Here is a 26,570-nt window from a genome sequence, read left to right as displayed (position 1 = left end):
GGAACCCTCATGAACCACCACGTCGTCACCGGAGCCGGACCCGTCGGCAGCACCGTCGCCCTTCAGCTCGCCGAGCAGGGCGAGCACGTCGCCCTCGTGACCCGATCGGGCAGCGGCCCGGAGCACCCCCTCGTCGAGCGGCGCCGCGCCGACGTCGGCACGCCGGGCGCGCTCGACGCCGTCCTCGAGGGCGCGGTCGCCGTGCACCACTGCGTCCACGCGTCGCGCTACGACGCCGCGACGTGGCGCGCGGAGCTGATCCCGACCGAGCAGGCCCTGCTCGCGGCGGCCGGCCGCGCGGGAGCCGTCGTCGTGTTCCCCGAGAGCCTCTACGCCTATGGCAGGGTGGCCGGGCCGATGACCGAGGACCTGCCGCGCTCCGCGTCCAGCGGCAAGCCGGGGATCCGTACCGAGCTGCTCCGGGCCCGGGCCGCGTCGGCGACGCCGACCGTGAGCGTGGCGGCCTCCGACTTCTTCGGACCGCGGGTGCTCACGTCCCACGCCGGCGAGCGACTGGCGTCGGCGATCCTGTCCGGACGCACCCTGCGCGTGGTCGGCAGCCTGGACCAGCCGCACTCGTTCACCTACGTGCCCGACCTGGCAGCAGCGATGATCCGGGCGGCGAGCGATCCCGCGCTGCACGGCTCGTTCCTGCACGCGCCGACCGGGCCGGCCCTCACGCAGCGGGAGATGGCGACCGCGTTCGCCGAGGCGGCCGGCGTACCCCTCCCCCGGCTCGGCTCGATCCCTGCCGGTGCGCTGCGCGCCGTGGGCCTCGTGCACCGCGACACCCGGGAGCTGGCCGAGATGAGCTTCCAGTTCACCGCGCCGTTCGTGCTCGACTCGCGGCACAGCGAGCAGCGCCTCGGGCTCGAGCCGACGCCGTTCGACACCGCGATCCGCGAGACCGTCGCGTGGTGGCGCGCCCGGGAGGACGCCGCGGTCAGCGCATGAGGAAGGACGCCCGCCAGACCTTGCGGTCGCGCTCGGAGACCATGCCGTTCTCCTGCAGCACCGGCATCACCTTCTCACCCATCCAGGCGATCGTCTCGCGGTAGCTCTCGTTGCCCAGCGCCTGGCGTCGCGCCTCCCGCGGGTCGAGCCCGACGACCTCGTAAACGTCCGGGTGGACCAGCGAGCGCATGGTCACGTACGCGACCTGGGCGGTCATCGCCTGGTGCCACCGCAGCTTCGTGCGACCCAGGCCGCGCACCGACTTCGCGAGCTCGTCGCGGGCGAAGGTGACGTGGCGGGCCTCCTCGGTGACGTGGATCCGGGCGACCATCCGGGTGAGCGGCTGGATCCGCTCGTCGCGCATCATCTCCCGCTGCCAGCGGTCGACCGGCTCCTCGCCGATCAGGATGCCGGCGTACGCGCTGGCGCCGCGGAGCGCGAGGGGGCCGAGCCGGGCGAGCCGGTGCGGCGTGGGACGCGGGCCGTACGCCGGCACTCCCATCGAGCCGATCGCCCGGCCGAACATCACGGTGTGCCGGGTCTCGTCGCCGACCTCGGTCAGCGCGAACTGGGTGCGCGCCGACGTCGGGTCCTCCCGGTAGGCGTCGCGCAGCAGGATCTGCATCAGCACGATCTCGAACCAGATCCCCACGCTGGCGATGCTGGCGACCTCGTGCATCGACAGCGTGATCCGCTGCTCCTCGCTCAGCGAGCGCCACATCGGGGTGCCGTAGAGGGACATCCGCTCCGGCTGCATCCACCACAGCCCGGGGACGGGTGGCGCGCTCCAGTCGAGGTCGACCTCCGGGTCGTACGACTGGCGCGCCGTCGACCGCAGCAACCGCTCGGACAGGGCGTCGTCGACGATGGTCACGGGTCCTCCTGAGACATAGGTATTACCGTCGGTAACGGATAAAGGTACTCTTGTCCCCATGGCCCCCCACGTCAAGAGCGACGGACGCACCACCCGCTGGGATCGACACCGCGCCGAGCGCCGCGAGGAGTTCGTCCTCGCCGCCGTCCGCGCCATCGACAACCTCGGACCGGACGCCTCGGTGGCCGACATCGCGGCCGAGGCCGGCGTCAGCAAGCCGGTGCTCTACCGCTACTTCGCCGACAAGGGCGAGCTGCACGCGGCGGTCGGCGCCTGGGCGGCCGACCTGGTCCTGGCGCGGGTCCTCACCGCGGTGCTCGCACCGGCGTCGGCGCGCGACCGGGTGACCGCCGGCGTGACGGCGTACCTCGACACCCTCGGCGAGCACCCCCAGGCCTTCCTCCTGCTCAGCCGGCCCGCCGGCGGCACCGACCCGCTGGCCGCGGGCAAGGACCAGATCGCCGCGAAGCTGACCCGCCTGCTCGGCGACGCCCTGCGCCACCTGGGCGGCGACACCGGCGCGGCCGAGCCGTGGGCGCACGCCGTCGTCGGTCTCGGCACGTCCGTGGGCCAGTGGTGGCTGGAACGGCACACGGTCTCGCGCAGCGCGGCGGCGGGCTACCTCAGCGACTTCATCTGGCACGCGCTGTCCGGCGCCGCGGCCGAGAGCGGCGTCGACCTGACCCGCCTCGACGCCGGCACCGGCGAGGTCACCCCCCTCCGGTCGGAGAAGCGCCGGTGAGCGCCGCCCGGCCGGAGCTGCACGAGCCGCAGGAGGCCTACGACGGCCCGGCGGTCCTCGTCGTCGCCGGCACCGCCGGCACCGCCGGCCGGCCGGTCGAGCACCCCGTCAGCGTGACCCTGCGCGGCGCCTTCCAGCCCCTCGACGGACACTTCCACTGGTACGGCCGCATCGCCGTCGACGCCGCGCTCGACACCGTGCGCAGCGGCTCCGCGGTGACCCTGCGGACCGCCCACGGCGAGGCGGACGGCAAGGTCGCCGACGTCGACCCGTGGGGTCGGTTCCGGGTCAGCGGCACGGGGCGGCCGCCGTTCTGAGCGCCGCGTTGGTTTCACCGGCCGGCCGGTGAAACTGGCGCTGGGACGAGGAAGCATCGTCGTCCCAGCGCTAGTTTCGTCGTCCAGGCCTACACCGGTGGGACTGGTGTGACGATCACGTTGACCGCCTCGAGCGCCTCGTCCGGCCCGGCCCGGTAGGCGTGCGGTACGTCGGCGGCGAAGCGCACGTGGTCGCCGGGACCGATGGCGACCACGTCGGCGCCGTGCTCGACCTCGCCGGAGCCGGCGAGGACGACGAGCTGCTCCTCGACGCCGGCGGGGTGCGCGGGCGAGGCGCGCTCGACGCCGGCCGCCAGCCGCAGCAGGTAGACCTCGGTGGTGCGGCCCGGCTCGCGCAGCACCCGCACCCGGGTCGCCACCACGCCCTCGTCGGCGACGGCGGCGCCGTCGTGGTCGTCGAGCAGCGCGGCCAGTGGTACGCCGAGCGGGGTCGCGACCGCGTACAGGGTGTCGAGCGTGGGGTTGCGTCGTCCCGTCTCGAGCTCGGAGAGCGAGCCCTTCCCGATGCCCGCCTGGGCAGCCAGCGCCGACAGGGACAGGCCGCGCGCCTCACGCAGCACCCGGATCCGGGCACCGACGCCGGCAGAACCCGTTCGCGTCATCGGACCCTCGCCACCTAGAGTGTTCTGTATACGGAACGCCGCGCGGTGTTCCCGGAGGAGGCGGCGTGTCCCAGGACAGTACCCATGGTCCCGTGATGGCCGGTGTCGTCACGGCCCTGGTCGGGTTCAGCAGCTCGTTCGTCGTGGTGCTCGCCGGCCTGGTCGCCGTCGGCGCCACTCCCGACCAGGCCGCGTCGGGCCTCGCGACGCTGCTGGTGACCCAGTCGCTCGGCATGCTCTGGCTCTCCCTGCGCCACCGGATCCCGGTCACCCTCGCCTGGTCCACCCCCGGCGCCGCCCTGCTCGCGACCTCCACCGGGGTGACCGGCGGCTGGTCGGCGGCCGTCGGGGCCTTCGTCGCCACCGGCGTGCTGATCCTGCTGACCGCACTGGTGCCCAAGCTCGGGGACCTGGTCGCGGCGATCCCGCACAGCCTGGCCCGCGCCATGCTCGCGGGCGTCCTGCTGCCGCTGTGCCTGGCGCCGGTCACCGCCCTGGTCGACTCCCCCGCCGCCGTCGCCCCGCTCGTCGTCACCTGGCTGGTCCTGCTCCGCCTCGCGCCGCGCTGGGCGGTCCCAGGTGCCCTGCTCGTCGCCCTCGGCACGGTGCTCGCCACCGCGCGGATCGACGCTGCCGACCTCGCCCCGCACCTGGCCTGGACCACGCCGACCTGGTCGCTGTCGGCCCTCGTCGGCATCGCGCTGCCGCTGTACGTCGTCACGATGGCCTCGCAGAACGTCCCGGGCGTCGCGGTGATGAGCGGCTTCGGGTACCGCGTCCCGTGGCGCGAGTCGCTCGCCGTCACCGGGATCGGCACCGTCGTCGGCGCCCCCACCGGCGGGCACGCGATCAACCTGGCCGCCATCAGCGCGGCGCTCTCGGCCGGCCCGACCGCCGGCCCGGACCCGCGGCGGCGCTGGATCGCCGCCGTGACCGCGTCGGTCGCCTACCTCGTGCTGGCGGTCGCCAGCACCGCGCTGGCCACGCTGGTCGCGGCCGCCGCCGACGGCGTGATGCAGGCGGCGGCCGGCCTGGCCCTGCTCGGCACGCTCGGCGCGGCGCTCGCCGAGGGGCTCGCCGACCCCGCCGAGCGCGAGCCGGCGGCCGCGACGCTGGTCGTGGCGGCCTCGGGCGTCACCGTGCTTGGCATCGGCGCGGCTTTCTGGGCGCTGGTGGCGGGGCTGCTGCTGCGCGGGTTCCTGCGGGCGGGGCGGACCCCGACCGTCAGGCCGTCCGAGCGAACATCGTCGACTTCAGCCCGAACCTGACCCGGAACTGGTCGCCGGTCAGCTCCGGGTCGACGCCGGTGCCGAGGATCGTCACCTTGGTCACCCGACCGCCCTGCGCGGGGTCCTTGACGACATCGAGACCCTCGAAGTCCCCGAGTCCGGGGAACTGCGCCTCGATCGCCTCGTCGGTCAGCACCACCTGCCACGAGTTGTTCGGGTTGCCGGAGGTCGCCTCGTACGGGTCCGGCTTCGCGACCTGGTAGGGCAGGCTGCCCGGCGCGGTGAAACCGCCGTTGCTCGAGGAGAACTGGGTGAACGCGGGCGCGCCGCCGTACGTCCGGATCTGCCCGGCCGTGGCGGCGATGGCGGCGTTCGACTCCGGCTGCTCCGCCACGACGCCGCGGTAGACCTGCGACTGCGTGGTGTCCCACACGTCGAAGGCACCGCGGTGATAGGTGTCCCGCTCGAAGATCGCGTAGGTCCGCGCGGCCACGGCCTGCGCCTGGACCGCCTGCGGGTTCCACTTGGCGGGCATCTCCGAGGGGACGACGCCGCGCAGGTACTTCTCCACGCTGAGCACGTTGACCGTGTCGCGCCCCTGACCGTCAGCGGGTACGACGGAGCGGATCCGGCCGCGGTAGTCGACCGCACCGCCGGGCACGTAGAGCCGGATCGTGCCGCCCTTGCCCTGGAACTCGGCCTGGCCCGGGATGATCCGCACCTTGTGCCAGCGCTTCGTCTTCACCGACAGCTTCGTGTCGGTGCCGTGGGCGGTGAGCTTCCAGCGCTTCGCCCCGCGCTTGCCGAGCTTCCAGGCCTTGCCCGTCGCGAGGCTGCGGACCTTGAGCCTCGACCGGTGCTGGACGACCACGTTGCTCGAGGTGTCGGCGGTGATCAGCACCTTCACCGATCCGCCGCCGAGACCCGGCGCGGTGCCCGGGTAGTAGAAGTCGAGGATCTGGGCGGCGCTGAGGCCCTGGTCCGCGGCGCCCTTGGCTCCCCACTGCGACAGGCCCTTGCCGTGACCCCAGCCGCTTCCGGTCAGCGTGACGCTCTCGATGGGGACGGCCGGCGCAGCCGAGGCAGGGCCGATGGGACCGAGGGCGAGACCAGCGGCGAGACCAGCGGCGAGACCAGCGGCAAGAGTGGTGATGGTTCCCGGGAACAGGCGCATCGTCCGAGAGTAACTGCCGGTTGAAAGCCTGAGCGCCGCTCGCAATAGGCTTTGGGCATGACCGAGCTCGACAGCACGCAGACCCCGGACCCGACCGACGCGGCGGTGACCTCCGGAGCCGGCGCCGACGGTGTTGACATCTCGGTACCGGACAAGCCCGCGCTGGAGGGGCTCGAGGAGAAGTGGGCGCAGCGTTGGAAGGACGCCGACACCTACGGCTTCGACCGCACGCAGCCCCGCGAGAACGTCTACGCGATCGACACCCCGCCGCCGACCGTCAGCGGCAGCCTGCACGTCGGGCACGTCTTCTCCTACACCCACACCGACCTGATCGCGCGCTTCCAGCGGATGCAGGGCAAGTCCGTCTTCTACCCCATGGGCTGGGACGACAACGGCCTGCCGACCGAGCGCAGGGTGCAGAACTACTTCGGCGTGCGCTGCGACCCGTCGCTGCCGTACGACGCCGACTTCACCCCGCCCGAGAAGCCGGACCCGAAGCGGCAGGTCCCGATCAGCCGGCCCAACTTCATCGCGCTGTGCGAGCAGCTGGTCGAGCAGGACGAGAAGGTCTTCGAGGACCTCTGGCGCACCCTCGGCCTCAGCGTCGACTGGAACACGACCTACACCACCATCGGCACCAAGGCACAGACCGTCAGCCAGCGCGCGTTCCTGCGCAACCTGGCCCGCGGCGAGGCCTACCTCCAGGAGGCGCCGACCCTGTGGGACGTCACCTTCCAGACCGCGGTCGCGCAGGCCGAGCTCGAGGCGCGTGACTACGCCGGCGCCTACCACCGCGTCGCCTTCCACAAGCACGACGGCTCCGCCGTGTTCATCGAGACCACCCGTCCCGAGCTGATCCCGTCGGTCGTCGCGCTGATCGCGCACCCCGACGACGAGCGGTACGCCGACCTGTTCGGCACGACGGTCACCTCGCCGGTCTTCGGCGTGGAGATCCCGGTGCTCGCCCACCCCGCCGCCGAGAAGGACAAGGGCGCCGGCATCGCGATGTGCTGCACCTTCGGTGACCTCACCGACGTCCAGTGGTGGCGCGAGCTGCAGCTGCCGGTGCGCACCGTCATCGGCCGCGACGGCCGGCTGACCCGCGAGACGCCCGAGTGGCTGTCCTCGGAGCAGGCCTCGGCGGCGTACGAGGACCTCCAGGGCAAGACCGTCCACTCCGCCCGCGAGGCGATGGTCGCCAAGCTCAAGGAGACCGGCGACCTCGACGGCGACCCGAAGCCGACCCAGCGGATGGCGAACTTCTACGAGAAGGGCGACAAGCCGCTCGAGATCGTCTCCACCCGCCAGTGGTACGTCCGCAACGGCGGCCGTGACACCGCGATCCGCAAGCAGATGCTCGAGCGCGGCTCCGAGATCGACTGGCTGCCGCCGCACATGAAGCACCGCTTCGACAACTGGGTCGGCGGCCTCAACGGCGACTGGCTGATCTCGCGCCAGCGCTTCTTCGGCATCCCGTTCCCGGTCTGGTACCCGCTCGACGCCGAGGGCGAGCCCGACTACACCCGGCTGCTGCTGCCCACCGAGGCCGAGCTGCCGATCGACCCGTCGACCCAGGCGCCCACGGGATACAGCGAGGAGCAGCGCGGCAAGCCCGGCGGCTTCATCGGCGACCCCGACGTGATGGACACCTGGGCCACGTCCTCGCTGACCCCGCACATCGCGGGCGGCTGGGAGTCCGACCCCGACCTGTGGTCGCGGGTGTTCCCGATGGACCTGGCCACGCAGGCCCACGACATCATCCGCACCTGGCTGTTCTCCCGCGTGGTGCGCGCCCACTTCGAGAACCACGTCGCGCCGTGGTCGCACGCGATGATCTCCGGCTTCATCGTCGACCCCGACCGCAAGAAGATGTCGAAGTCCAAGGGCAACGTCGTCGTGCCCAACGAGATCCTCGACAAGTACGGTGCCGACGCGGTCCGCTGGCGCGCGGCCATCGCCCGACCCGGCCTGGACTCGCCGTTCGACGAGACCCAGATGAAGGTCGGCCGCCGCCTGGCGATGAAGGTCCTCAACGCGTCGAAGTTCGTCCTCGGCAGCGTCGGCGCGACCACGTTCAGCGCCGCCGCCGTCAGCCAGCCGGTCGACACGGCGCTGCTCGGCCGCCTCGGCGGTGTGGTGCGCCGTGCGACCGAGGCGTTCGAGGCCTACGACTACACGACCGCGCTCGAGGTCAGCGAGAAGTTCTTCTGGGAGTTCTGCGACGACTACCTCGAGCTGGTCAAGGAGCGCGCGTACGCCGGCGACGGCGACGCCTCGTCCTCGGCCCGGGCCACGCTCGCCCTGGCCCTGCAGGTCCAGCTCCGGCTGCTCGCGCCCTTCCTCCCCTACGTCACCGAGGAGGTCTGGTCGTGGTGGCAGGAGGGCTCGGTCCACCGCGCCTCCTGGCCGAGCGTGACCGAGCTCGGCTCCCCCGCCGCCTCCGACGGCTCGCTGATCGACGCCGTCGCCTCGGCGCTGTCCGGCATCCGCGGCGCCAAGTCGGCCGCCAAGGTCAAGATGCGCGCCCCGCTCGCCCGGGTCGAGGTCACCGGCCCGGCCCGCCTGGTCGAGGCCGCCGAGAAGGCTGCCGACGACCTGCGCCGCAGCGGCAACGTGGTCGGCGACCTGGTCTTCACGGTCGCCGAGGACGCCACCGAGCTGACGGTCACCGCCGAGATCGCCGAGGAGCCCGAGGCTCCGCAGGAGTAGGGCTGCGGTCCGGGCTCAGTCGCCCGGCCACTCCCCTGTCCACCGCTCGAAGGCTAGCGCTCCGCCGCGGTCGATGAGCGCCCGGACGACGGAGAAGATCGCTCCCTGCACCATCGCCGCGACCAGGATCTTGCGCAGCCGGTACTCCGACTGCAGCGGCTTGGGCGGGTCGTCGGTCGCCTGCGGGTCGACCCGTTTCCACACCTGCTGGAAGACCTGGCCGGCGATCAGCCCGCCGAGGAGACTGCCGACCAGGCCCCACGGGCGGTAGAGCAGCTTCGCCGAGCGGCTGGTCCGCTTCTCGTGCGTCATCGGGCACCTCCACCCCGGCGCCGCACCAGCAGCACCGTCATCAGGCCGGCCGCGACCACTCCGGCCGCGCCCGCGATGGCCGCGAGGCGCCGGGCGCGGTCGCCGACCCGGTGCACCAGCAGGTCGACGTCGCGGGCCAGCACCTCCCGGTCCTCGTCGACGGTGCGCTCGAGCGTCTCGACGTCGGGCTGCGCGTCGAGCTCCCGGGCGCTCATCGGGTGTGCCGCACGGCCGCGACGTCCTTGCGGACGCTGGTCAGCGTCCGCTCGGGCACCGGCGGCGTGGCCTCGGTGATCCGGTTCCTGCCGACGATGGCCAGGACCCCGGCGACCGCGAGCACGACGACGCCGACGACGAGGCCGGCCAACCAGGCCGGCAGCGCGACGGCGAGCCCGAGCACCGCGGCGGCGAGCAGCACACCGACTCCGTACAGCGCCAGCAGGCCGGCCCCGCCGAGCATGCCCGCACCGACGCCCGCCCGCTTCGCCTTCCCGGCCATCTCCGCGCGCGCCAGGCGGACCTCGTCGCGGACGAGCTCGCGCAGGTCCTCCGAGACACGGGCCACGAGCTGGCCGGTCGAGAGCGACGCCGCCTCGTCGCAGGACGGTGGCGGTGCGACGTGCGTGGGACGGTGCGTGGCTGGCTGAGCTGACATTGCGGTCTCCCAGGGATCGTCCGTGCAGATCCCTGGGCAGTTCCCGAAGTCGGCGAACCGATACCGGCGGGTACGACGAAGGCCCCCGGGGAGCTCCCCGAGGGCCTTCCGTGTCAGGCGGAGCCGGTCAGGCCGACTTCTTCTTCTTCGACTCGCGCAGCACCAGGGTCGGCGCGACGTCGTCCTCGACGACGTCCTTGGTCACCACGACCTTCTCGACGTCGCCACGGCTCGGGACGTCGTACATGACGTGGAGCAGGACCTCCTCGATGATCGCACGCAGGCCGCGCGCGCCGGTGCCGCGCTCGAGCGCCTTGTCGGCGATCGCGCCGATGGCGTCGTCGGTGAACTCCAGCTCGACGCCGTCGAGCTCGAAGAGCTTCTTGTACTGCTTCACCAGGGCGTTGCGCGGCTCGGTGAGGATCTGGACCAGGGCGTCCTGGTCGAGCGGGCTGACGCTCGCGATCAGCGGCAGGCGGCCGATGAACTCGGGGATCAGGCCGAACTTGGTGAGGTCCTCGGGACGGACCTGGGCGAGCAGGTCCTCGGCGGCGCGCTCGGCCTCGCCGCGCGGCTCGGCGGTGAAGCCCAGGGACTTCTTGCCGACGCGCTGCTCGATGATGTGCTCCAGGCCGGCGAAGGCGCCGCCCACCACGAACAGGATGTTGGTGGTGTCGATCTGGATGAACTCCTGGTGCGGGTGCTTGCGCCCGCCCTGGGGCGGCACCGAGGCGGTGGTGCCCTCGATGATCTTCAGCAGCGCCTGCTGGACGCCCTCACCGGAGACGTCGCGGGTGATCGAGGGGTTCTCGGCCTTGCGGGCCACCTTGTCGATCTCGTCGATGTAGATGATGCCGGTCTCGGCCTTCTTGACGTCGTAGTCGGCGGCCTGGATCAGCTTGAGGAGGATGTTCTCGACGTCCTCGCCGACGTAGCCGGCCTCGGTCAGCGCCGTGGCGTCGGCGATCGCGAAGGGGACGTTGAGCATCCGCGCCAGCGTCTGGGCGAGGTAGGTCTTGCCGCAGCCGGTCGGGCCGATGACGAGGATGTTGGACTTCGCCACCTCGACGACCTCGTCCTTGCTGTGCTTGCCCGAGATGGGCTGCACACCTGCCTGGACGCGCTTGTAGTGGTTGTAGACCGCGACCGCGAGTGACTTCTTGGCCTGCTCCTGGCCGATGACGTAGGAGTTCAGGAACTCGAAGATCTCCTTGGGCTTCGGCAGGTCAGCGAGCTCGACCTCGGAGCCCTCGGCGAGCTCCTCCTCGATGATCTCGTTGCACAGGTCGATGCACTCGTCACAGATGTAGACACCCGGACCAGCGATGAGCTTCTTGACCTGCTTCTGGCTCTTGCCGCAGAACGAGCACTTCAACAGGTCGCCACCGTCACCGATGCGTGCCACGGGTCCTCCTCACAATCGAACTACCCGACGGTACCCCCTGCCACGCTCCAGCGGGAGCGTGACACGAGGGGTACGTCGGGATGCTCATCGGTCTTGTTCGTCGTCGTCTGAGCCGCGGCTCAGACGAGGGCCGGGGTCTTCAGGGACTCGAGGACCGAGTCGATCAGGCCGTACTCGATCGCACCCTGGGCAGTGAGGATCTTGTCGCGCTCGATGTCGCGGCTGACCTCCTCGACAGACTTGCCGGAGTGGTCGCTGATCATCTTCTCGAGCAGCTCGCGCATCCGCAGGATCTCGTTGGCCTGGATCTCGATGTCCGAGGTCTGGCCGAAGGTGCCCTCGGTGTAGGGCTGGTGGATCAGGATCCGGCTGTTGGGCAGCGCGAGCCGCTTGCCCTTGGCCCCTGCGGCGAGGAGGATCGCCGCGGCCGAGGCCGCCTGGCCGATGCACACGGTCTGCACGTCCGGCTTGATGAACTGGATCGTGTCGTAGATCGCGGTCAGCGCGGTGAAGGAGCCACCGGGGCTGTTGATGTAGATGCTGATGTCCTGGTCGGGGTTCATCGACTGCAGGCACAGCAGCTGGGCGATGACGGCGTTGGCGACGTCGTCGGAGATCGGGGTGCCGAGGTAGATGATGCGGTCCTCGAACAGCTTGGCGTAGGGGTCGATCCGGCGGAATCCGTAGGACGTCCGCTCTTCCCACTGCGGGATGTAGTAGTTCATCTGCCTCAGTCCTTCTTGTGGGCCGGGCGGCCCTCGTCGACGGCTTCCTTGGCGCTCTTGACGACCTTGTCGACGAGGCCGTACTCGAGGGCCTCCTGCGCGGTGAACCAGCGGTCGCGGTCGGCGTCCTCGGTGACCTGCTCGACGCTCTGGCCGGTGTGGTCGGCGATGAGGTCGAGGAGCACCTTCTTGATGTGCAGCGACTGCTGCGCCTGGATCTTGATGTCGGAGGCGGAGCCACCCATGCCCGAGGAGGGCTGGTGCATCATGATCCGGGCGTGCGGCAGCGCGTAGCGCTTGCCCTTGGCGCCGGCGCACAGCAGGAACTGGCCCATCGAGGCGGCCAGGCCCATGCCGACGGTCGCGACGTCGTTGGGGATGTAGTTCATGGTGTCGTAGATCGCCATGCCGGCGTCCACGGAGCCACCGGGGCTGTTGATGTGCAAGAAGATGTCCGCCTCGGGGTCCTCGGCCGACAGCAGCAGCAGCTGGGCGCAGATCGCGTTGGCGTTCTGGTCGCGGACCTCGGAGCCGAGGAACACGATCCGCTCGCGCAGCAACCGGCTGTAGATGTTGTCGTCGAGGAAGCTGATCCCCGCTCCCCCGTTCATCTGCGGGTTCATCTCATGACCGCGCGCTGAGTCGTGAGCGCCACCGGGAAGATTCTGAGTCACGCGAGTGACCCTAGCCGGAGCGGGAGGCAGATCCACGCGTTCGGCCCCGCTGTTCGCCGACAGCAGATTCGCGGTGCGCGGGGCCGACCGGTCGCCGTGCCCCACGGGTAGCCTGCCGGGAACCCGACTGCCCGACGCGCTCCAGGAGGTCCCATGCCCGCGGCCCCATCCACCGGCCGGTTCGTCGCCGCCGTCACGCTCGTGGCGGGCCTGGGCCTGGCCGCCTGCGACGCGGGCGAGGACACCCCGGCGAAGCCCGGCGACGGCGCCCGTACGACGCCCGCTGCCGCCGTGCTCAACGCGCCGGCCGCGACCTGGGAGCTGCGCGCCGACACGGTGCTGCCCGGCGGCAGGTTCGCGCCGCTGGCGCCGGTCGGCGACGACGAGGTCCCGCAGCCGGGCGGCGTGGTGGTCGGCGACGTGCTCGTCGCGGCCATCACCGACCAGGGCAAGGACGACGCCGCGGGAGCCGCTCCCGCGCTCCTGGTCGGCGTGTCGGGCGCCGGGAAGGTGCTGTGGAAGGGCGCCGACTACGCCGGCTGCTGGACGCCGGACCACACCGCGCTCTACTGCTCACGCGGCAACGCCCTGGTGCGGGTGGACGCCGAGACCGGTGGCAGCGGGGCCGGCGCCGAGGTGCGCGTCGCCCCCGGCACCGCACCCGTCCTCGACGACGGCGTCCTCTACGTCGTCGTGACGCCGCCGGGCGCCGACGAGAACGCCTACCCGCCCCCGTTCGCGGTGGCCGCGCTCGACGCGACCACGCTGAAGAGCGTGTGGCCGGGCGGCCCGGCCGGCACCAGCGAGCTCGCCGGGTTCGGGGCCGGCTCCCCCGCGCTCGACCTCAGTGGCGACGACGTGTCGGTCGCGGCCTGGAAGGAGACTCCGTCGGGTCAGCCCGACGCGACCGAGTTCGACCTCGATCGCGCGACCGGCAAGGTGCTCGGCAGCACACCGCTCGGCAAGAGCTCCTTCCTCGAGCGGCCGTGGACCGTGCACCGCGGCTTCGGCAACGACAAGCTCGAGGTGCTCCTCGGCGACGAGGTGCTGCTGCAGCTCGAGGGGCAGCCGTGGGACACCCAGGACCAGCGGCTGACCACCACCGAGGGCCGGGTCGGCGTCGGCGCGACGCTCTACGACGTCACGACCGGCCGGCCGGTGTGGGAGCGCCCCGACCTCGGCGACGACCTGGCCGGGTGGCGCTGGACGGCCGACCGCGCCCAGGTCGCGGTGACCGCCTACGACGCGAAGGCCCAGAAGATGCTCACGACGTACCTCGACGCCGACACCGGGAAGACCCTCTGGTCCGGCCCCGGGACCGACGTCGCGCCGACCGAGACCCCCGACGCCTTCGTCCAGGTCGCGAGCGACTACGCGACCTCGTGGGTCGTCCAGGCGCTCGACCGCACCTCCGGGGAGGTGGCGTGGGAGAAGGACGTCAGCGCGCTCGGCAAGGAGGGGTACGACGACGGCATCTCGCCCGGCGGCCCGTACGTCTCCCCGAGCGCCGTGTGGGTGCTGGGGACGAGCACGCTCGTCGGCTTCACCGGCTTCGCCGACTGACCCGGCCCGTCCCCGACTCCAGCTCGAGCACCAGGATCGCGAGCTGGACCCTGTTGTCGAGGCCGAGCTTGGCGAACAGGCTGCCGACGTGCGTCTTGACGGTGGCCAGGCTGAGGTGGAGGGTCGCCGAGATCTCCGCGTTCGAGAGGCCCTGTGCCACGAGCCGGGCGACCTCCCACTCGCGCCCGCTGACCTGGGGCGGCGCCCCCGCCGGCGCGACCGGCTCGGCCGCCAGCGCCACGAGCCGTCGCAGGACGGGCGCCGACATCACGGCGGCCCCGTCGTCGCCGCCGAGCACGGCCTGCTCGATGAGGCCGGGCTCCTCGGTCTTCAGCAGGAAGCCGTCGGCGCCCGCACGCAGGGCACCCAGCACGAACCCGTCGGTGTCGAATGCGGTCAGCATGATGACCCGGCAGCGCAGGCCTGCGGCGCGGATCCGGGCGACCGCCTCGATCCCGTCGCCGCCGGGCATCCGGACGTCCATGAGGACGACGTCCGGATCGACCTCGCGCACGACGCGGAGGGCGGTGACGCCGTCACCCGCCTCGCCGACGACCTCGATCCCGCGCGCGGGGTCGAGGACCAGCCGCAGGCCCGCGCGCACGAGCGGCTCGTCGTCGACGACCACCACCCTCACCACGGGACGGACACCTCCACCACGAACGCGCCGTCGACGGGCGCGGCCCGGTGCCGGCCGCCCGCCAGCCTGACCCGTTCGGCGATGCCCTCCAGGCCGAGCCCGTCGCCGGAGCGCTCGACCCGGCCCGGCATCGGGTTGCGGCACTCGACCCGCACCCGGTCTCCTCCCTCGACGACGAGCTCCACCGGGGCGCCGGGGGCGTGCCGCGCCGCGTTGGCGAGCAGCTCGCGGACGACCCGGTGGAGCAGCCGCGACGTCGCCTCGGAGAGCCGTCCGTCCACGTCGGCCACCACCGCCGGGTCCAGCACGGCTCGCACCCGTGTCCCGGCCGCCCGGTGCTGCTCGACCAGCTCCGGGAGGAGCCCGGCGCCGGCGGGCGGTGCGGCCGGCACCTCGTCCCGGTGCAGCACCCCGAGCACCTCGCGCAGCTCCGCGTGGGCGGTGCGCGAGAGATCTGCGACCAGCCGACTGCTGGAGCGCACGGTGTCCGCCGGAAGGTCGTCGCGACGCCCGAGGGCCCCCGCATGCAGTGCGATCAGGCTGAGGTGGTGGCTGAGGGTGTCGTGCATCTCGCCGGCGATCCGGGCCCGCTCCTGGCTCCGGGCCTGCTCGACGACCAGCTCGCGCTCGCGATGGGTCTGCTCGGCGAGCGCACGCCGCGCTCCCACCACCAGGCCGACGAGGACCATGACCACCACCGCCCCGGCCAGCACGGCGAGCAGCTCGGCCCGCTCCCGGCCGACGACGAGGATGGTCGCCGAGCACGAGACGAAGAGCACGGCGACCGCCTCCGCACCGACCCGCCACGAGCGGAGCGACACGAGGAGGACCACGGCCACCACCGCGGCCGGTGTCGCCGCGCCGAGCGGGGCCAGCAGGGCCAGCACCATGCCGGCGGTGCGGGAGCGCTCGACGAGGAAGTGCGCGAGCAGGCAGGCGGCGACGCACGCCGCCCCGAGCTCGGCGAGCAGCCACAGCGCGATCAGGTCGTCCGGCGGCGGGTCCGGCCGCTCGAGGACGCCGCCGATGGTGATCGCGACGTCGAGCAGGCCGAGCACGCCGCACGTCCCGACCAACAGCGCACGGGAGCGCCGCCTCGCGACGAAAGGTGCCTCGTTCCCGGCCCGAGCCTGCCCGATCATGTGGTGAGCCTAGGGGGGCCACGTCGCGACGGGATCAACCGAAGGGATGAGCGGCACCCGCTCTTCGGTGGAGGTGCTCCGGTCCTCCGCCCGATGCAGCGGCCCCGTCGCCGTTGCCACGGTGGAGCCATGACCCTCACCGCTCCGACGCCCACCGGCGTCCCCACCTCCGACCTCGCCTTCCACCGGCTGGCCCTGGGCGCGCCCGGGTACCGGTGGTGGCGGCCGCTCGTCGTCCTGGCCCTCGCGGTGCTCCTCTTCCTCGCCGGCACGCTGCTGGCAGTGGTGCCGTTGGCGATCGTCGCGGTCGTGGTGCCGGGTCAGGAGGCCGTCATCGAGCGGGTCTTCGACGCCGCGGAGATGTCGGACCCGCTGGCGGCGATCGTGATGTTGTTGTCGATCGCGATGATGCTTCCCGCGGCGCTGCTGGCGGTCCGGCTTGCCGGTGGACGCCCGGCGGGCACGCTCTCCTCCGTGACGGGCCGGCTGCGTCGCCCGCTGCTGCTCCGCTGCCTCGGGCTCGCCGCGCTGCTCGTCGTGGCGATGCTGCTGCTGTCCGTCACGATCGAGGGCGCCTGGCAGGACCTGGCGTTCGACGAGCGCACGCTCCCGCTGCTCGGGGTCGCGGTCCTCGCCGTACCCCTGCAGGCCGCGGCCGAGGAGTACGCCTTCCGCGGCCTGCTGATGCAGACCGTGGGGGCGTGGCTGCGCCACCCTGCGTTCGCGATCGCGCTGCCCGTGCCGTTGTTCACGCTGGGCCACGAGTACGACCTGCTCGGGCTGGTCGACGTGACCGCCTTCGCCCTGGCCGCCGGCTGGCTGACCTGGCGTACCGGTGGCCTGGAGGCGGCGATCGGGCTGCACGTGGCCAACAACTGCGCGCTGGTGGCCTTCGGTGCGTTCGGCCTGGTCGACCTGGACGCGACGGACGGTACGGCGAGCGGCCTCGCCTGCAGCCTCGCCGTCACCGCCACCTACGCCCTGCTGGTCCGAGACCGGGGCTCCCGGGTCGCTACCTCTCCGCCGCGGCCTTGAGCCCGGCCAGCGTCGTGGCCATGCCGGCCTCGAGCTCGTCGGCGTGGGAGTCGTTGCCGCCGAGCAGCAGCGGCGCCACGATCCGGCTGCCGACGCTCAGCGAGCGCGGCACGGGGCGCCGGTGCACGACCCTCGTCCGGCCGGCGTCGGCCGGGTCCGGCTCGAGCTCCCAGATCCACTGGGCACCGCTCGAGGGCGTGTCCCAGACCAGTCGGCTCCCGGGCGCCACGTCGGCCACGACCGACCGGGTCGGCCACACGACGGCCTTGCGGCGGTTGATGCCGAGGTACCACTGGCCCACGCGCAGGCCCCCGCGCTTGAGCGGCACCATGCGGACCGTCTCGGGGCTCCACTCGGCGAGCTGGCCGAAGTCGGTCAGCAGCGCCCACACGTGCGCCGCCGGCGCCTCGATCACGGCCTCGGCGCGCAGCTCGCGCGCGGCGTTCGTCGTCATGACGCTCATCATGGCGGCGCCGGACGACGTGTCACCACCTCCCACGGGAGGAGATGTCACGCGAGCCAACGGGCCAGCGCGGTGTGCACGTCGGGGTGGTTGAGCAGCCCGAAGTGGTCGGTGCGGGCGAGGTGGAGCACCTCGGCGCCGGGGAACAGGTCGGTGCCGTGCCGGTCGCGGCCGACGGCGGAGCGCGGGGTGACGAGGAGGTCGCCGATCGCCTGCGCGAGCGGGTGGCGAGCGGAGCGGGTGAGCGTGGCCGACACCAGGCGGTAGCGCGCGTGCGGCAGGGGCGGCACGTCGTGGGCGAGGCCCTCGATCAGGTCGTGGATGCCCGGCGCCTGGCGGTCGATGATCCGGCCGAACGCCGCGACCTCGGGCGCGCGGGCGAGGGTGCGGCTGGCGTGGTCGGCGCCGACCGCGAACCACGAGCCGAGGTGCGGCGTGCCGAGGGTGACGACGTCGCTCACCAGCCGGGTCCACGGCGCGGGGCCGTCCCCCTCGGCGACCACGGCCGAGGAGGCGCGCACCACGAGACCGCCGAGCGAGTGCCCGACCAGCGCGATCCGGGTGACCTCGCCCGGCCACGCGTCGACCAGCTGCTGCATCAGGGAGGCGAGCACGACGCCGTTCTCGCGCAGCGGCAGGCCGGTGTTGGCCCGCAGGTAGACGGGGGTCCAGCCGCGCGCGGCCAGCGTCTCGCCGTACGTCGAGCCGAGCCGGTCGCGGTGCCGGTTCCAGTACGCCTCGTTCTCGCACAGCCCGTGCAGGAAGACCACGATCCGGCCGGTGGCCTCCGGGAACGCGCGCGCGATCCCGGCCGGCGTGAGCGGCACGTCGCGGCCGTCGTGCCGCACACCCATCTCGATGGCCAGCCGCGGACGCTCGCGGCGGATCTCCTCGCCGATCAGGCCGTTGACCGCGGCGTTGACGAACCGGCCGCGCGGCCCGTCCTCCAGCGCCGGGCCGACGCCGGCCTCGCCCAGCCGCGCCAGCCCGAGGCTGGCGCCGCGGAACGAGAGGCCCACGGCGCCGTACGCCGTCGCGGCGATGCCGCGGTGCAGCACCTCGGCGGGCCGGGCGGCGGGACCGACCCCGCGCCGGACCAGGCCGTGCGTGCGGCGGGCGATGGCCTGGTGGGTGTCGCGGGCCGTCGCGACGACGAGGTCGTCGACGACGGCGGTGGCCAGGGCCAGGGCGTCGACGACGGTCGGAGCAGTGGTCACGAAATGCAGACTACCCGTTGAGTGCACGGTCGTACACTCAACGGGTAGTGCGGCGGAGCGAGAGGATCAGGCCTCGGCCGGGGCCTCGGTCTCCTCGACGGCCTCGGCAGGCTCGGCCGCCTCGTCGGCGGGCTCGCCGATGGTGCCGTCGGCCTGCAGGTTCTTCAGCTCGACGACGTTGCCCGCGGCGTCCTTGACGGTCGCGCCCTCGACGAGGAGCTGCAGCGCCTTGCCGCGACGGATCTCCTGGACCAGCTCGGGCACGTGGTTGTGCTCGAACATGTGGTTCACGAACTCCTGCGGGTCCTGACCGGACTGCTGGGCGCGGCGGATCATGTGCTGGGTCAGCTCGCCCTGGTCGACGCCCATCTCCTCCTTGTCGGCGATGTCGTCGAGGAGGAACTGCGCGGCGACGGCGTCACGGACCCGGCGCTCGAGGTCGGCCTCGAACTCCTCCTGGGTCTGCTTCTCGTCCTCGAGGTACTTCTCGAGGGTCATGCCGGCGAACTGCAGCTGCTGCTCCAGGTTGGCGCGACGAGCGTTGAGCTCCTCGGTGACCATGCTGTCGGGCAGCGGGATCTCGACCTTCTCCAGCAGCGCCTCGAGGACGGCGTCGCGGGCGGCAGCGGCCTGCTCGAGGCGCTTGCCGCGGGTGAGGCGCTCGCGGACGTCCTCGCGCAGCTCGTCGAGGGTGTCGAACTCCGAGGCCTCCTGGGCGAACTCGTCGTCGAGCTCCGGGAGCTCCTGCTCCTGGACCTGGGTGACCTTGACGGCCACCTCGACGTCCTGGCCCACCAGGTCGCCGGAGACGAGCTGGGTGGTGAAGGTCTTCTCCTCGTCGACGCCCATGCCGACCAGCGCCTCGTCGAGGCCGTCGATCATGCCGCCGTTGCCGACCTTGTAGGAGAAGCCGGAGATCTCGGCGCCGTCGACGACCTCGCCGTCGTTGGTGGCGACCAGGTCGATGACGACGAAGTCGCCGTCCTGCGCCGGGCGCTCGACGTCGATCAGGGTGCCGAAGCGCTCACGCAGCGCGTCGACCTGCTCGGCGACGTCCTCGTCGGTGACCGCGAGGTCCTCGACCGAGGCCTCGATGCCGTCGTAGGCCGGAAGCTCGAACTCGGGCTTCACGTCGACCTCGGCGGTGAACTCGAGGCCGTCGTTGTCCTCGAACTTGGTCACCTCGATCTCGGGCTGCGCGAGCGGGGTGAGGTTGTTCTCCTGGAGCGCCTCGACGTACGCCTTCGGCAGCACGTCGTTGACGGCCTCGTCGAGGACGACGCCGCGGCCGACCTGGCGGTCGATGACCTGCGGCGGGACCTTGCCACGGCGGAAGCCGGGGACGTTGATCTGCTTCGCGATCTTCTGGTACGCCGCGTCGAGGCTCGGCTTGAGCTCCTCGAAGGGCACCTCGACGGTCAGCTTGGCCCGGGTCGGGCTCAAGGTCTCGACGGCGCTCTTCACAGGTGTTCTCCTACTGGTCTGGGGATGGTGCACGGGCCACGAGGGCCCGCCGATCGGGGCGATCTGTCGGGGCGACAGGACTCGAACCTGCGGTCTCCTGCTCCCAAAGCAGGCGCGCTAGCCACTACGCTACGCCCCGCGGAACGGCCCGGCGCTCGGGTGGCTGGACCGCACTTCGAGGGGATGACGGGAATCGAACCCGCGTAATCAGTTTGGAAGACTGAGGCTCTACCATTGAGCTACATCCCCGGAGGTCCGAGCCGCGCTCGCGCACGGCTGGAGACCACGCGCAATCGTGCCACACGCACACGCGCCGACCCCAACTCGGGCCACGCTCAGGGACGCCGGTGGACCACCAGCAGCGCCCGGTCGTCGTCGCGCGAGCCGACGGCGGCGACCAGGCGACGGGCCAGCCCGTCCCACGAGCCGCGCAGCAGCGACTCGGCCTCCCCCATCATGTGGTCGATGCCGAGGTCGATGTCGCGACGCGGCAGCTCGACCATGCCGTCGGTGTAGAGCAGCAGGCTGTCGCCGGGGGCGAGCCGGCCGCGGTGACAGCTGAACTCGGCGTCGTCGACGATGCCGAGGACCGGGCCGTCGGGGCGCAGCGGCTTCCAGCGGCCGGAGCCGGCCTCGCGCTGGACGGCCGGCGGGTGGCCCGCGGACCGGAGCTCGAAGTCGCCGGTCCGCAGGTCGACCGACACGTGGACGGCGGTCGCGAAGCCCTCTTCCCAGGCCCGCTGGAGGAGGTAGTCGTTGGCGGCCGGGAAGAAGCGGTCCGGCGGCAGCGCGGCGACCAGCCCGCCCATCGCACCGGACAGCTGGAGCGCGCGGGTGCCGGCTGCCTCGCCCTTGCCGGACACGTCGACGACGACCAGCTCCATCCTCCGGCCGCGGTCGCTGGCGGTGGCGACCACGAAGTCGCCCGCGAACGGCGAGCCCCCGGCCGAGGACAGGGCCGACTGGACCAGCCACCCCTCCGGCAGCTCGGGGATCTCGCCCTGGGCCAGGATCCGGTCGCGCAGGTCGACGAGCATCGACTGCCCGCGGATCGGGCCGACGCCGACGTGGTCGCGGCGCAGGGACAGCGCGATCACGAGGGCGGACAGGCCATACATCACGCACAGCGCGACGACGACGCGGACCTGGTAGGTGTCCTGGAGGATCGCGGCCGCGGTGAGCGCGACCATGATGAACGCCGCGAACCAGCGCAGCACCCGGTTGCTGAGGAACAGGATGCCGAGCACGAGCGGCAGGAAGACCAGGTTGACCGGTACGTCGGCCGGCATCGCGGCGATGCCGACCACCACCGCAGAGGCGAAGCACCCGAGCACGACCGCCAGCCCGACGTCGGAGCGCACCCAGCGCCGTCCGCGGTTCATCGAGCCGCCGCCCGGGAGCGGAAGACCGGCTGGCAGCGCGGGCACCAGAACAGGTTGCGGCCGCCGAGCACCTCGGTGCGCACCGTGCCCCCGCAGACGTGGCAGGGCTGAGCGGCGCGCCGGTAGACGTAGACCTCGCCGCCGTGGTCGTCGACCCGGGGCGGGCGTCCCATCGCCTCCGGGGTGTGCTCGGGCCGGACGGTGTCGATCCGCCCGGTCAGCACGCCCTCCCCCATCAGCACCACCAGATCGTCCCAGATCGCACCCCATTGCGTACGGCGAAGCGTGCGACCGGGCCGCAGCGGGTGGATGCGGTGCCGGAACAGCACTTCGGCGCGGTAGACGTTGCCGACGCCGGCGAGGACGGTCTGGTCCATCAGCAGGGTGCCGATGGGTGCGGTGCTGCGCGAGATCCGCGCCCACGCCCGCTCCGGGTCCGCGTCGTCGCGCAACGGGTCCGGGCCGGCCTTCGCGACCACGGCCGCGCGCTCGGCCGCCGTGACGAGCGCGCAGGTGGTCGCGCCCCGCAGGTCGGCGTACGCACCGGGGCGGGCCAGGCGCAGCCGGACCTGGCCGACCGGCGGCGGGATCTCGTCGACGCCGTCACGGACGTCGAAGGTGCCGTAGAGGCCGAGGTGAACGTGCACGAAGCGCTCGCCCTCGAACCGGATGAACAGCTGCTTGCCCCAGGCGTCGGCGTCGACGAGGAGGGCGCCGTCGAGCTGCGCGGCGGAGTCGGCGAAGCGGCCCTGGGGGCTCCCGACCCGGACGCGGCTCCCCCCGAGGACCGCGGTCAGCTCGCCGGCGAGGCGATGGAGGGTATGACCCTCGGGCATCAGTCCTGGTGCCCGAGAGCCGACTCGGGCAGCGGCGGGAGCTCGCCCGTGGTCTCGTACGACGCCAGCTGGCCGATGCGGCGTACGTGACGCTCGTCGCCGGGGAACGGGGTGGCCAGGAAGACCTCGACGAGACGGGTCATCTCGTCGAGGGTGTGCATCCGGCCGCCGACGGCCACGACCCAGGCGTCGTTGTGCTCACGCGCGAGGGTGGCGGTCTCCTCCGACCAGGCGAGGGCGGCGCGGATGCCCTTGACCTTGTTGGCGGCGATCTGCTCGCCGTTGCCGGAGCCGCCGATGACGACGCCGAGGCTGTCGAGGCCCTGCTCGCGGTCGGCCCGCACGCCCTCGGCCGCGCGCAGGCAGAAGACCGGGTAGTCGTCGAGCGCGTCGTAGACGAACGGTCCGTGGTCGACCGGCTCGTAGCCGTGCTCGGTCAGCCAGCCGATGAGGTGGGACTTGAGCTCGAGGCCGGCGTGGTCGCAGCCGAGGTGAACGCGCATGGGGCCATTGTCTCAGGCGTCAGGCACGGTGCAGGCGGCGGGCGGCCTCGGCGATGGAGCCGCTGATCGACGGGTAGACGGTGAAGGTCTGCGCGAGCTGGTCGGCGGTGAGCCGCTCGGTCACGGCGAGCGCGACCGGGTGGATCAGCTCGGAGGCGCGGGGACCGACGACGACACCGCCGAGCAGGCTGCGCGAGCCGGGGGCGACGAAGAGCTTCACGAAGCCGTCGACGATGCCCTGCATCTTGGCGCGCGGGTTCGTGGCGAGCGGCTGCATCACCACCTCGGCGAGCACCTCCCCGGCGTCGACCTGCTTCTGGGTGACGCCGACGGTGGCGATCTCCGGTGAGGTGAAGACGTTGGACGCGACCACGCCGAGGTCGAGCGGCTGCACCGCGTCGCCGAGGACGTGGGCCATCGCGATCCGGCCCTGCATGGCAGCGACCGAGGCGAGCATGAACACGCCGGTGCAGTCACCGGCGGCGTACACGCCGGGTGCGGAGGTCCGCGAGACCCGGTCGACCTTGACGAAGCCGCCGTCGTCGAGGTCGACGCCCGCGGCCTCGAGGCCCAGGCCGGCGGTGTTGGGCACCGAGCCCAGGGCGAGGATGCAGTGGGAGCCGGTCACCTCGCGACCGTCCTGGAGGGTGACCGTCACCGTGTCGCCGGACCGGGTGACCGACTGCATCCGGGAGCGCCCGAGGACGGTCATGCCGCGGCGGGTGAGCACGTCCTCGAGCACCTGCGCGGCGTCCTGGTCCTCGCCGGGCAGCACCCGGTCGCGCGACGACACGAGGGTCACCGGGATGCCGAGCGACTGGTAGGCGCTGGCGAACTCCGCACCGGTCACACCGGAGCCGACCACGATGACGTGCTCGGGCATCTCGGCGAGGTCGTAGACCTGCTCCCAGGTCAGGATCCGCTCACCGTCGGGCTGAGCGGTGTCGAGCACGCGCGGCGTGGCTCCGGTCGCGACGAGCACCGCGTCGGCGTCGTACGTCGTCTCGGTGCCGTCGGCCAGCGTCGCGACCACCTGCGACGGACCGTCGAGGCGGCCCCGGCCGTGGACGACCGTGACGCCCTCGCGGGCCAGGCGGCTCCCGATGTCGGCGGACTGGGCGAGCGCGAGCGCCTTGACGCGCTCGTTGACCCGCGCGAGGTCCACGCGGGGCGCCGCGACGTCGATGCCGAGCTCGCCGGCCTCGAGGAAGTCGGTCATCACCTCGGCGGTCGCGATCAGCGTCTTGCTGGGCACGCAGTCGGTCAGCACCGCCGACCCGCCGACCCCGTCGGAGTCGACGACGACGACCTCCGCCCCGAGCTGGGCGGCCACCAGGGCCGACTCGTAGCCACCGGGTCCCCCACCGACGATCACGACGCGCGTCATGGCCGCCATTCTTGCAGCGCGGGCCCGGCCCTACGATTCCTGCCATGCGTCCTGCCCTGCGCCTGTCCCGCGCCGCCACCCCTGTCGCCGCCGTCCTGCTCGCCACGGCGGTCGCCGCCTGCGCCCCGGCGGAGGACGAGCCCGAGGAGCAGAGCGGCAAGAGCGCCTCGGCCGACGAGTGTGCCGTCGCCGACCTGCCGCTGGTGAAGAAGGGCGTGCTGACCATCGGCACCGACTCTCCGGCGTACGAGCCCTGGTTCGTCGACGACGACCCGACCAACGGCAAGGGCTTCGAGTCCGCGGTGGCGTACGCCGTCGCCGAGGAGCTCGGCTTCTCCAAGGACCAGGTCAGCTGGGTGACCGTGCCGTTCAACAACTCCTACAAGCCCGGCACGAAGGACTTCGACTTCGACATCAACCAGATCTCGGTCAACCCCGAGCGCGAGAAGGCGGTCGACTTCTCCGACGGCTACTACTCCGCCGCCCAGGCCGTGATCGTGCTCAAGGACAGCCCCGCCGCGAAGGCGACCTCGCTGGCCGACCTCGCGAAGTTCAAGATCGGCGCCCAGACCGGCACCACCTCGCTGACCGCCGTGCGCGAGGTGATCAAGCCCGAGCAGGAGCCGCTGGTCTTCCAGAACACCAACAACGCCAAGCAGGCGATGCTCAACGGCCAGGTCGACGCGATCATCGCCGACCTCCCGACCGCGTTCTACATCAGCGCCGTCGAGATCGAGAACAGCACGCTGCTCGGCCAGTTCCAGTACGAGGGCGGCACGCCCGAGGAGTTCGGCCTGCTCTTCGAGCAGGGCAACGAGCTGCTCCCCTGCGTCAACGGCGCCCTCGCCTCCCTGAAGCAGGACGGCACCCTGGCCGACATCCAGCAGAAGTGGCTGTCCGACGTGGTCAGCGTGCCCGAGCTCCAGTGAGCGGACCGACCACGGACTGGCAGCCCAGCGAGCGGGAGCTCGCCCGACGTCGTACCCGTTCCCGTCAGCGGCGGCACCGCGTCGTGGTCGCCAGCACCGCGACCGTCGTGGTGCTCGGCGTGCTCGGTGCGGCGCTGGTGCTGTCGCCGGGCTGGCCGCGGGTGCGCGCGACCTTCCTCGACTGGGACCACGCGAAGGAGTCGCTGCCCAGCATCACCGAGGGCTTCTGGATCAACGTCAAGATGTTCCTGGTCGCGGAGCCGCTCATCCTGGTCTCCGGCCTGGCGCTGGCGCTCATCCGGCAGGCGCACTCGGCGTGGCTGGTGCCGCTTCGCGGTCTGGCCGTGGTCTACACCGACGTCGTGCGCGGCATCCCCACGCTGCTGCTGGTGTTCCTGTTCGCGTTCGGCATGCCGGCGCTGGGGCTGACCGGCCTGCCGACGAGCCTGTTCTTCTGGGCGACCACGGCTCTCGTCGTGTCGTACTCGGCCTACGTCGCCGAGGTGTTCCGCTCCGGCATCGAGTCGGTCCACCCCTCGCAGCTCGCGAGTGCCGAGGCACTGGCCCTGTCCCGGGCCCAGACGATGCGGCACGTGGTCGTGCCCCAGGCGGTACGCCGCGTCGTACCCCCGCTGCTCAACGACTTCGTCTCGCTGCAGAAGGACACCGCGCTGGTCGCGTCGGTCGGGCTGTTCGACGCGCTGTACGCGGCCGCCGACTACGCGAACTACAACTTCAACTACACGCCCTACCTCGTCGCCGCGGTCTTCTTCATCGCGATGACCGTCCCCCTGGCCCGGCTGTGCGACGTGCTCGCGCGACGCCTGGCCCGGCGCGAGCGGGCAGGAGCACTCTGATGACCGCGCTGCTGGACGTCCGCAACGTCCGCAAGACCTACCCGCGCCACGACGAACCGGGCCGACGGGTGGTCCTCGACGACCTCTCGCTGACCGTCTCCCCCGGCGACGTGGTCTGCCTGATCGGCTCCTCGGGCTCCGGCAAGTCCACCCTGCTGCGCTGCCTCGACCTGCTCGAGCCGATCGACGACGGCGTCATCGAGTTCCAGGGCCGCGAGATCTCCGACCCGCTGGTCGACCCGCGCGACGTACGCCGCGACGTCGGCATGGTGTTCCAGGCCTACAACCTGTTCCCGCACCTGAGCGTCCTCGACAACTGCACGCTGGCGCCGCGCCGCGTGCACGGCGTCCCCGCGTCCGCTGCTCGCGACAAGGCGCGCGAGCTGCTGCACCGGTTCGGGCTCAGCGAGCACGTCGACAAGCACCCCGACCGCCTCTCCGGCGGCCAGCAGCAGCGCGTCGCCCTGGTCCGCGCCCTGTGCACCGACCCCGCCCTGCTGCTGCTCGACGAGATCACCGCCGCGCTCGACCCCGAGCTGGTCGGCGAGGTCCTCGACATCGTCCGCAGCCTCGCCGAGGCCGGCACGACGATGGTGCTGGCCACTCACGAGATGAGTTTCGCCCGCGAGGTCGCCTCGCACGTCTGCTTCCTCGACGGCGGCCGGATCGTCGAGGAGGGTCCGCCCGCACAGGTGCTGGGTGCGCCCGAGCAGACGCGGACCCGGGAGTTCCTGCGGCGGGTGCTGCCCGAGAACTGAC

Annotated in this window: 28 protein-coding genes and 2 tRNA genes; 10 read left to right on the top strand and 20 right to left on the bottom strand. The window is 72.4% G+C overall.

All coding sequences use genetic code 11. The annotated features are described in order from the left end of the window. The first annotated feature begins 9 nt into the window (after positions 1-9). Positions 10-954, top strand: a complete 945-nt coding sequence (locus tag BJ958_RS26915; protein WP_218865987.1) for an NAD-dependent epimerase/dehydratase family protein — start codon at positions 10-12, stop codon at positions 952-954. Here the strand turns inward: BJ958_RS26915 and BJ958_RS26910 are convergent. Continuing rightward, positions 944-1,828 carry a diiron oxygenase gene (locus BJ958_RS26910; RefSeq protein WP_273520148.1) on the bottom strand — a complete coding sequence of 295 codons (885 nt, stop codon included), beginning with the start codon at positions 1,826-1,828 and terminating at the stop codon, positions 944-946. The genes BJ958_RS26915 and BJ958_RS26910 overlap by 11 nt on opposite strands. A 58-nt stretch (positions 1,829-1,886) precedes the next feature. Between BJ958_RS26910 and BJ958_RS26905 the strand changes: the two genes are divergently transcribed. Both BJ958_RS26905 and BJ958_RS26900 read left to right on the top strand, forming a co-directional pair. After that, on the top strand, positions 1,887-2,570 hold the full coding sequence (locus BJ958_RS26905; protein WP_179729815.1) for a TetR/AcrR family transcriptional regulator: 684 nt from the start codon (positions 1,887-1,889) through the stop codon (positions 2,568-2,570). Continuing rightward, positions 2,567-2,887, top strand: coding sequence for a DUF4873 domain-containing protein (locus BJ958_RS26900; protein ID WP_179729814.1), 321 nt, complete (start codon positions 2,567-2,569; stop codon positions 2,885-2,887). Before BJ958_RS26905 ends, BJ958_RS26900 begins: the two co-directional genes overlap by 4 nt. 89 nt (positions 2,888-2,976) lie before the next feature. Here BJ958_RS26900 and BJ958_RS26895 read toward each other — a convergent pair whose 3' ends face one another. Beyond that, complete coding sequence (locus BJ958_RS26895; protein WP_179729813.1) at positions 2,977-3,510, bottom strand: helix-turn-helix domain-containing protein; 534 nt, start codon at positions 3,508-3,510, stop codon at positions 2,977-2,979. 65 nt (positions 3,511-3,575) lie between these two features. Here BJ958_RS26895 and BJ958_RS26890 point away from each other — a divergent pair, with 65 nt between their 5' ends. Beyond that, entirely contained in the window at positions 3,576-4,778 is a 1,203-nt protein-coding gene (locus tag BJ958_RS26890; RefSeq protein ID WP_343052816.1) for a benzoate/H(+) symporter BenE family transporter, read from the top strand. On the opposite strand, the gene BJ958_RS26885 is transcribed toward BJ958_RS26890, so the two are convergent. Next, on the bottom strand, positions 4,735-5,913 hold the full coding sequence (locus BJ958_RS26885) for a SpoIID/LytB domain-containing protein (RefSeq protein ID WP_179729812.1): 1,179 nt from the start codon (positions 5,911-5,913) through the stop codon (positions 4,735-4,737). The genes BJ958_RS26890 and BJ958_RS26885 overlap by 44 nt on opposite strands. Before the next feature lie 57 nt (positions 5,914-5,970). Here BJ958_RS26885 and valS point away from each other — a divergent pair, with 57 nt between their 5' ends. Continuing rightward, positions 5,971-8,622, top strand: coding sequence for a valine--tRNA ligase (gene valS, locus BJ958_RS26880; RefSeq protein WP_179729811.1), 2,652 nt, complete (start codon positions 5,971-5,973; stop codon positions 8,620-8,622). Positions 8,623-8,637: 15 nt separating this feature from the next. On the opposite strand, the gene BJ958_RS26875 is transcribed toward valS, so the two are convergent. The 6 genes from BJ958_RS26875 to BJ958_RS26850 all read right to left on the bottom strand — a co-directional run bounded on the left by BJ958_RS26875 (position 8,638) and on the right by BJ958_RS26850 (position 12,330). Then, positions 8,638-8,934 (bottom strand): DUF4235 domain-containing protein, encoded by a 297-nt coding sequence (locus tag BJ958_RS26875; protein ID WP_179729810.1) that lies wholly within the window; start codon positions 8,932-8,934, stop codon positions 8,638-8,640. Continuing rightward, the gene (locus BJ958_RS26870) at positions 8,931-9,149 is read right to left on the bottom strand and encodes a hypothetical protein (protein ID WP_179729809.1); all 219 of its coding nucleotides are present in this window, start codon (positions 9,147-9,149) and stop codon (positions 8,931-8,933) included. Before BJ958_RS26870 ends, BJ958_RS26875 begins: the two co-directional genes overlap by 4 nt. After that, positions 9,146-9,589, bottom strand: a complete 444-nt coding sequence (locus BJ958_RS26865; RefSeq protein ID WP_179729808.1) for a phage holin family protein — start codon at positions 9,587-9,589, stop codon at positions 9,146-9,148. The genes BJ958_RS26870 and BJ958_RS26865 overlap by 4 nt, the downstream gene beginning before the upstream one ends. Positions 9,590-9,716: 127 nt before the next feature. After that, positions 9,717-10,994: an ATP-dependent Clp protease ATP-binding subunit ClpX gene (gene clpX, locus BJ958_RS26860; RefSeq protein WP_179729807.1), complete on the bottom strand. Its 1,278-nt coding sequence runs from the start codon at positions 10,992-10,994 to the stop codon at positions 9,717-9,719. A gap of 119 nt (positions 10,995-11,113) precedes the next feature. Next, entirely contained in the window at positions 11,114-11,719 is a 606-nt protein-coding gene (locus tag BJ958_RS26855; protein ID WP_179729806.1) for an ATP-dependent Clp protease proteolytic subunit, read from the bottom strand. Positions 11,720-11,724: 5 nt separating this feature from the next. Further along, complete coding sequence (locus BJ958_RS26850; RefSeq protein ID WP_246319106.1) at positions 11,725-12,330, bottom strand: ATP-dependent Clp protease proteolytic subunit; 606 nt, start codon at positions 12,328-12,330, stop codon at positions 11,725-11,727. 216 nt (positions 12,331-12,546) lie between these two features. Here BJ958_RS26850 and BJ958_RS26845 point away from each other — a divergent pair, with 216 nt between their 5' ends. Continuing rightward, positions 12,547-13,956, top strand: a complete 1,410-nt coding sequence (locus tag BJ958_RS26845) for a PQQ-binding-like beta-propeller repeat protein (protein WP_179729805.1) — start codon at positions 12,547-12,549, stop codon at positions 13,954-13,956. Here BJ958_RS26845 and BJ958_RS29285 read toward each other — a convergent pair. Together BJ958_RS29285 and BJ958_RS26835 are read right to left on the bottom strand one after the other, a co-directional pair. Next, positions 13,937-14,596 carry a response regulator gene (locus BJ958_RS29285; RefSeq protein WP_179729804.1) on the bottom strand — a complete coding sequence of 220 codons (660 nt, stop codon included), beginning with the start codon at positions 14,594-14,596 and terminating at the stop codon, positions 13,937-13,939. The genes BJ958_RS26845 and BJ958_RS29285 overlap by 20 nt on opposite strands. Further along, positions 14,590-15,738 carry a sensor histidine kinase gene (locus BJ958_RS26835; RefSeq protein WP_179729803.1) on the bottom strand — a complete coding sequence of 383 codons (1,149 nt, stop codon included), beginning with the start codon at positions 15,736-15,738 and terminating at the stop codon, positions 14,590-14,592. The genes BJ958_RS29285 and BJ958_RS26835 overlap by 7 nt, the downstream gene beginning before the upstream one ends. Before the next feature lie 129 nt (positions 15,739-15,867). On the opposite strand from BJ958_RS26835, the gene BJ958_RS26830 reads away from it, so the two are divergent. Continuing rightward, entirely contained in the window at positions 15,868-16,773 is a 906-nt protein-coding gene (locus BJ958_RS26830; protein WP_179729802.1) for a CPBP family intramembrane glutamic endopeptidase, read from the top strand. Here BJ958_RS26830 and BJ958_RS26825 read toward each other — a convergent pair. From BJ958_RS26825 to BJ958_RS26785, 9 genes are all read right to left on the bottom strand, one after another. Next, positions 16,751-17,227 carry an SRPBCC family protein gene (locus BJ958_RS26825; RefSeq protein WP_179729801.1) on the bottom strand — a complete coding sequence of 159 codons (477 nt, stop codon included), beginning with the start codon at positions 17,225-17,227 and terminating at the stop codon, positions 16,751-16,753. The two genes, BJ958_RS26830 and BJ958_RS26825, sit on opposite strands and share 23 nt — an antisense overlap. A 56-nt stretch (positions 17,228-17,283) precedes the next feature. Then, a complete protein-coding gene (locus tag BJ958_RS26820; RefSeq protein ID WP_179729800.1) occupies positions 17,284-18,453 on the bottom strand; it encodes an alpha/beta hydrolase in 1,170 nt (389 codons plus the stop codon). A gap of 66 nt (positions 18,454-18,519) precedes the next feature. After that, positions 18,520-19,917: a trigger factor gene (tig, locus tag BJ958_RS26815; protein WP_179729799.1), complete on the bottom strand. Its 1,398-nt coding sequence runs from the start codon at positions 19,915-19,917 to the stop codon at positions 18,520-18,522. 66 nt (positions 19,918-19,983) lie between these two features. Then, a tRNA-Pro gene (locus BJ958_RS26810) sits at positions 19,984-20,056 on the bottom strand. A gap of 39 nt (positions 20,057-20,095) precedes the next feature. Next, positions 20,096-20,166: transfer RNA gene (locus BJ958_RS26805), tRNA-Gly, on the bottom strand. Between the two features lie 86 nt (positions 20,167-20,252). Further along, positions 20,253-21,344: a SpoIIE family protein phosphatase gene (locus BJ958_RS26800; RefSeq protein WP_179729798.1), complete on the bottom strand. Its 1,092-nt coding sequence runs from the start codon at positions 21,342-21,344 to the stop codon at positions 20,253-20,255. Then, a complete protein-coding gene (locus BJ958_RS26795) occupies positions 21,296-22,135 on the bottom strand; it encodes an Fpg/Nei family DNA glycosylase (RefSeq protein WP_179729797.1) in 840 nt (279 codons plus the stop codon). The genes BJ958_RS26800 and BJ958_RS26795 overlap by 49 nt, the downstream gene beginning before the upstream one ends. Further along, positions 22,135-22,638 carry a ribose-5-phosphate isomerase gene (locus BJ958_RS26790; protein ID WP_179729796.1) on the bottom strand — a complete coding sequence of 168 codons (504 nt, stop codon included), beginning with the start codon at positions 22,636-22,638 and terminating at the stop codon, positions 22,135-22,137. Before BJ958_RS26790 ends, BJ958_RS26795 begins: the two co-directional genes overlap by 1 nt. Positions 22,639-22,657: 19 nt before the next feature. Continuing rightward, positions 22,658-24,025: an NAD(P)H-quinone dehydrogenase gene (locus BJ958_RS26785; RefSeq protein ID WP_179729795.1), complete on the bottom strand. Its 1,368-nt coding sequence runs from the start codon at positions 24,023-24,025 to the stop codon at positions 22,658-22,660. Between the two features lie 44 nt (positions 24,026-24,069). Here BJ958_RS26785 and BJ958_RS26780 point away from each other — a divergent pair, with 44 nt between their 5' ends. From BJ958_RS26780 to BJ958_RS26770, 3 genes are read left to right on the top strand one after another with little or no spacing between them, the layout of a single operon-like run. Beyond that, positions 24,070-24,954: an ABC transporter substrate-binding protein gene (locus tag BJ958_RS26780; RefSeq protein ID WP_179729794.1), complete on the top strand. Its 885-nt coding sequence runs from the start codon at positions 24,070-24,072 to the stop codon at positions 24,952-24,954. Continuing rightward, positions 24,951-25,811: an ABC transporter permease subunit gene (locus BJ958_RS26775; protein ID WP_179729793.1), complete on the top strand. Its 861-nt coding sequence runs from the start codon at positions 24,951-24,953 to the stop codon at positions 25,809-25,811. The genes BJ958_RS26780 and BJ958_RS26775 overlap by 4 nt, the downstream gene beginning before the upstream one ends. Next, positions 25,811-26,569: an amino acid ABC transporter ATP-binding protein gene (locus BJ958_RS26770; RefSeq protein WP_179729792.1), complete on the top strand. Its 759-nt coding sequence runs from the start codon at positions 25,811-25,813 to the stop codon at positions 26,567-26,569. The genes BJ958_RS26775 and BJ958_RS26770 overlap by 1 nt, the downstream gene beginning before the upstream one ends. Position 26,570: the final 1 nt, after the last annotated feature.

Source organism: Nocardioides kongjuensis (assembly GCF_013409625.1).
In the GTDB taxonomy this organism is placed as follows: domain Bacteria; phylum Actinomycetota; class Actinomycetes; order Propionibacteriales; family Nocardioidaceae; genus Nocardioides; species Nocardioides kongjuensis.
Note: the sequence above shows the minus strand (reverse complement) of the source record. Positions and strands in the feature narration are given on the sequence as shown.

Bases quoted from the DNA above. Each gene is read 5' to 3' on its own strand.
- BJ958_RS26915 (WP_218865987.1), top strand. From the start codon at position 10: ATGAACCACCACGTCGTCACCGGAGCCGGACCCGTCGGCAGCACCGTC.
- BJ958_RS26905 (WP_179729815.1), top strand. From the start codon at position 1,887: ATGGCCCCCCACGTCAAGAGCGACGGACGCACCACCCGCTGGGATCGA.
- BJ958_RS26895 (WP_179729813.1), bottom strand. From the start codon at position 3,510: ATGACGCGAACGGGTTCTGCCGGCGTCGGTGCCCGGATCCGGGTGCTG.
- BJ958_RS26885 (WP_179729812.1), bottom strand. From the start codon at position 5,913: ATGCGCCTGTTCCCGGGAACCATCACCACTCTTGCCGCTGGTCTCGCC.
- valS (WP_179729811.1), top strand. From the start codon at position 5,971: ATGACCGAGCTCGACAGCACGCAGACCCCGGACCCGACCGACGCGGCG.
- BJ958_RS26875 (WP_179729810.1), bottom strand. From the start codon at position 8,934: ATGACGCACGAGAAGCGGACCAGCCGCTCGGCGAAGCTGCTCTACCGC.
- BJ958_RS26870 (WP_179729809.1), bottom strand. From the start codon at position 9,149: ATGAGCGCCCGGGAGCTCGACGCGCAGCCCGACGTCGAGACGCTCGAG.
- BJ958_RS26865 (WP_179729808.1), bottom strand. From the start codon at position 9,589: ATGTCAGCTCAGCCAGCCACGCACCGTCCCACGCACGTCGCACCGCCA.
- BJ958_RS26855 (WP_179729806.1), bottom strand. From the start codon at position 11,719: ATGAACTACTACATCCCGCAGTGGGAAGAGCGGACGTCCTACGGATTC.
- BJ958_RS26850 (WP_246319106.1), bottom strand. From the start codon at position 12,330: ATGAACGGGGGAGCGGGGATCAGCTTCCTCGACGACAACATCTACAGC.
- BJ958_RS26845 (WP_179729805.1), top strand. From the start codon at position 12,547: ATGCCCGCGGCCCCATCCACCGGCCGGTTCGTCGCCGCCGTCACGCTC.
- BJ958_RS26835 (WP_179729803.1), bottom strand. From the start codon at position 15,738: ATGATCGGGCAGGCTCGGGCCGGGAACGAGGCACCTTTCGTCGCGAGG.
- BJ958_RS26830 (WP_179729802.1), top strand. From the start codon at position 15,868: ATGACCCTCACCGCTCCGACGCCCACCGGCGTCCCCACCTCCGACCTC.
- BJ958_RS26825 (WP_179729801.1), bottom strand. From the start codon at position 17,227: ATGACGACGAACGCCGCGCGCGAGCTGCGCGCCGAGGCCGTGATCGAG.
- BJ958_RS26795 (WP_179729797.1), bottom strand. From the start codon at position 22,135: ATGCCCGAGGGTCATACCCTCCATCGCCTCGCCGGCGAGCTGACCGCG.
- BJ958_RS26790 (WP_179729796.1), bottom strand. From the start codon at position 22,638: ATGCGCGTTCACCTCGGCTGCGACCACGCCGGCCTCGAGCTCAAGTCC.
- BJ958_RS26785 (WP_179729795.1), bottom strand. From the start codon at position 24,025: ATGACGCGCGTCGTGATCGTCGGTGGGGGACCCGGTGGCTACGAGTCG.
- BJ958_RS26780 (WP_179729794.1), top strand. From the start codon at position 24,070: ATGCGTCCTGCCCTGCGCCTGTCCCGCGCCGCCACCCCTGTCGCCGCC.
- BJ958_RS26770 (WP_179729792.1), top strand. From the start codon at position 25,811: ATGACCGCGCTGCTGGACGTCCGCAACGTCCGCAAGACCTACCCGCGC.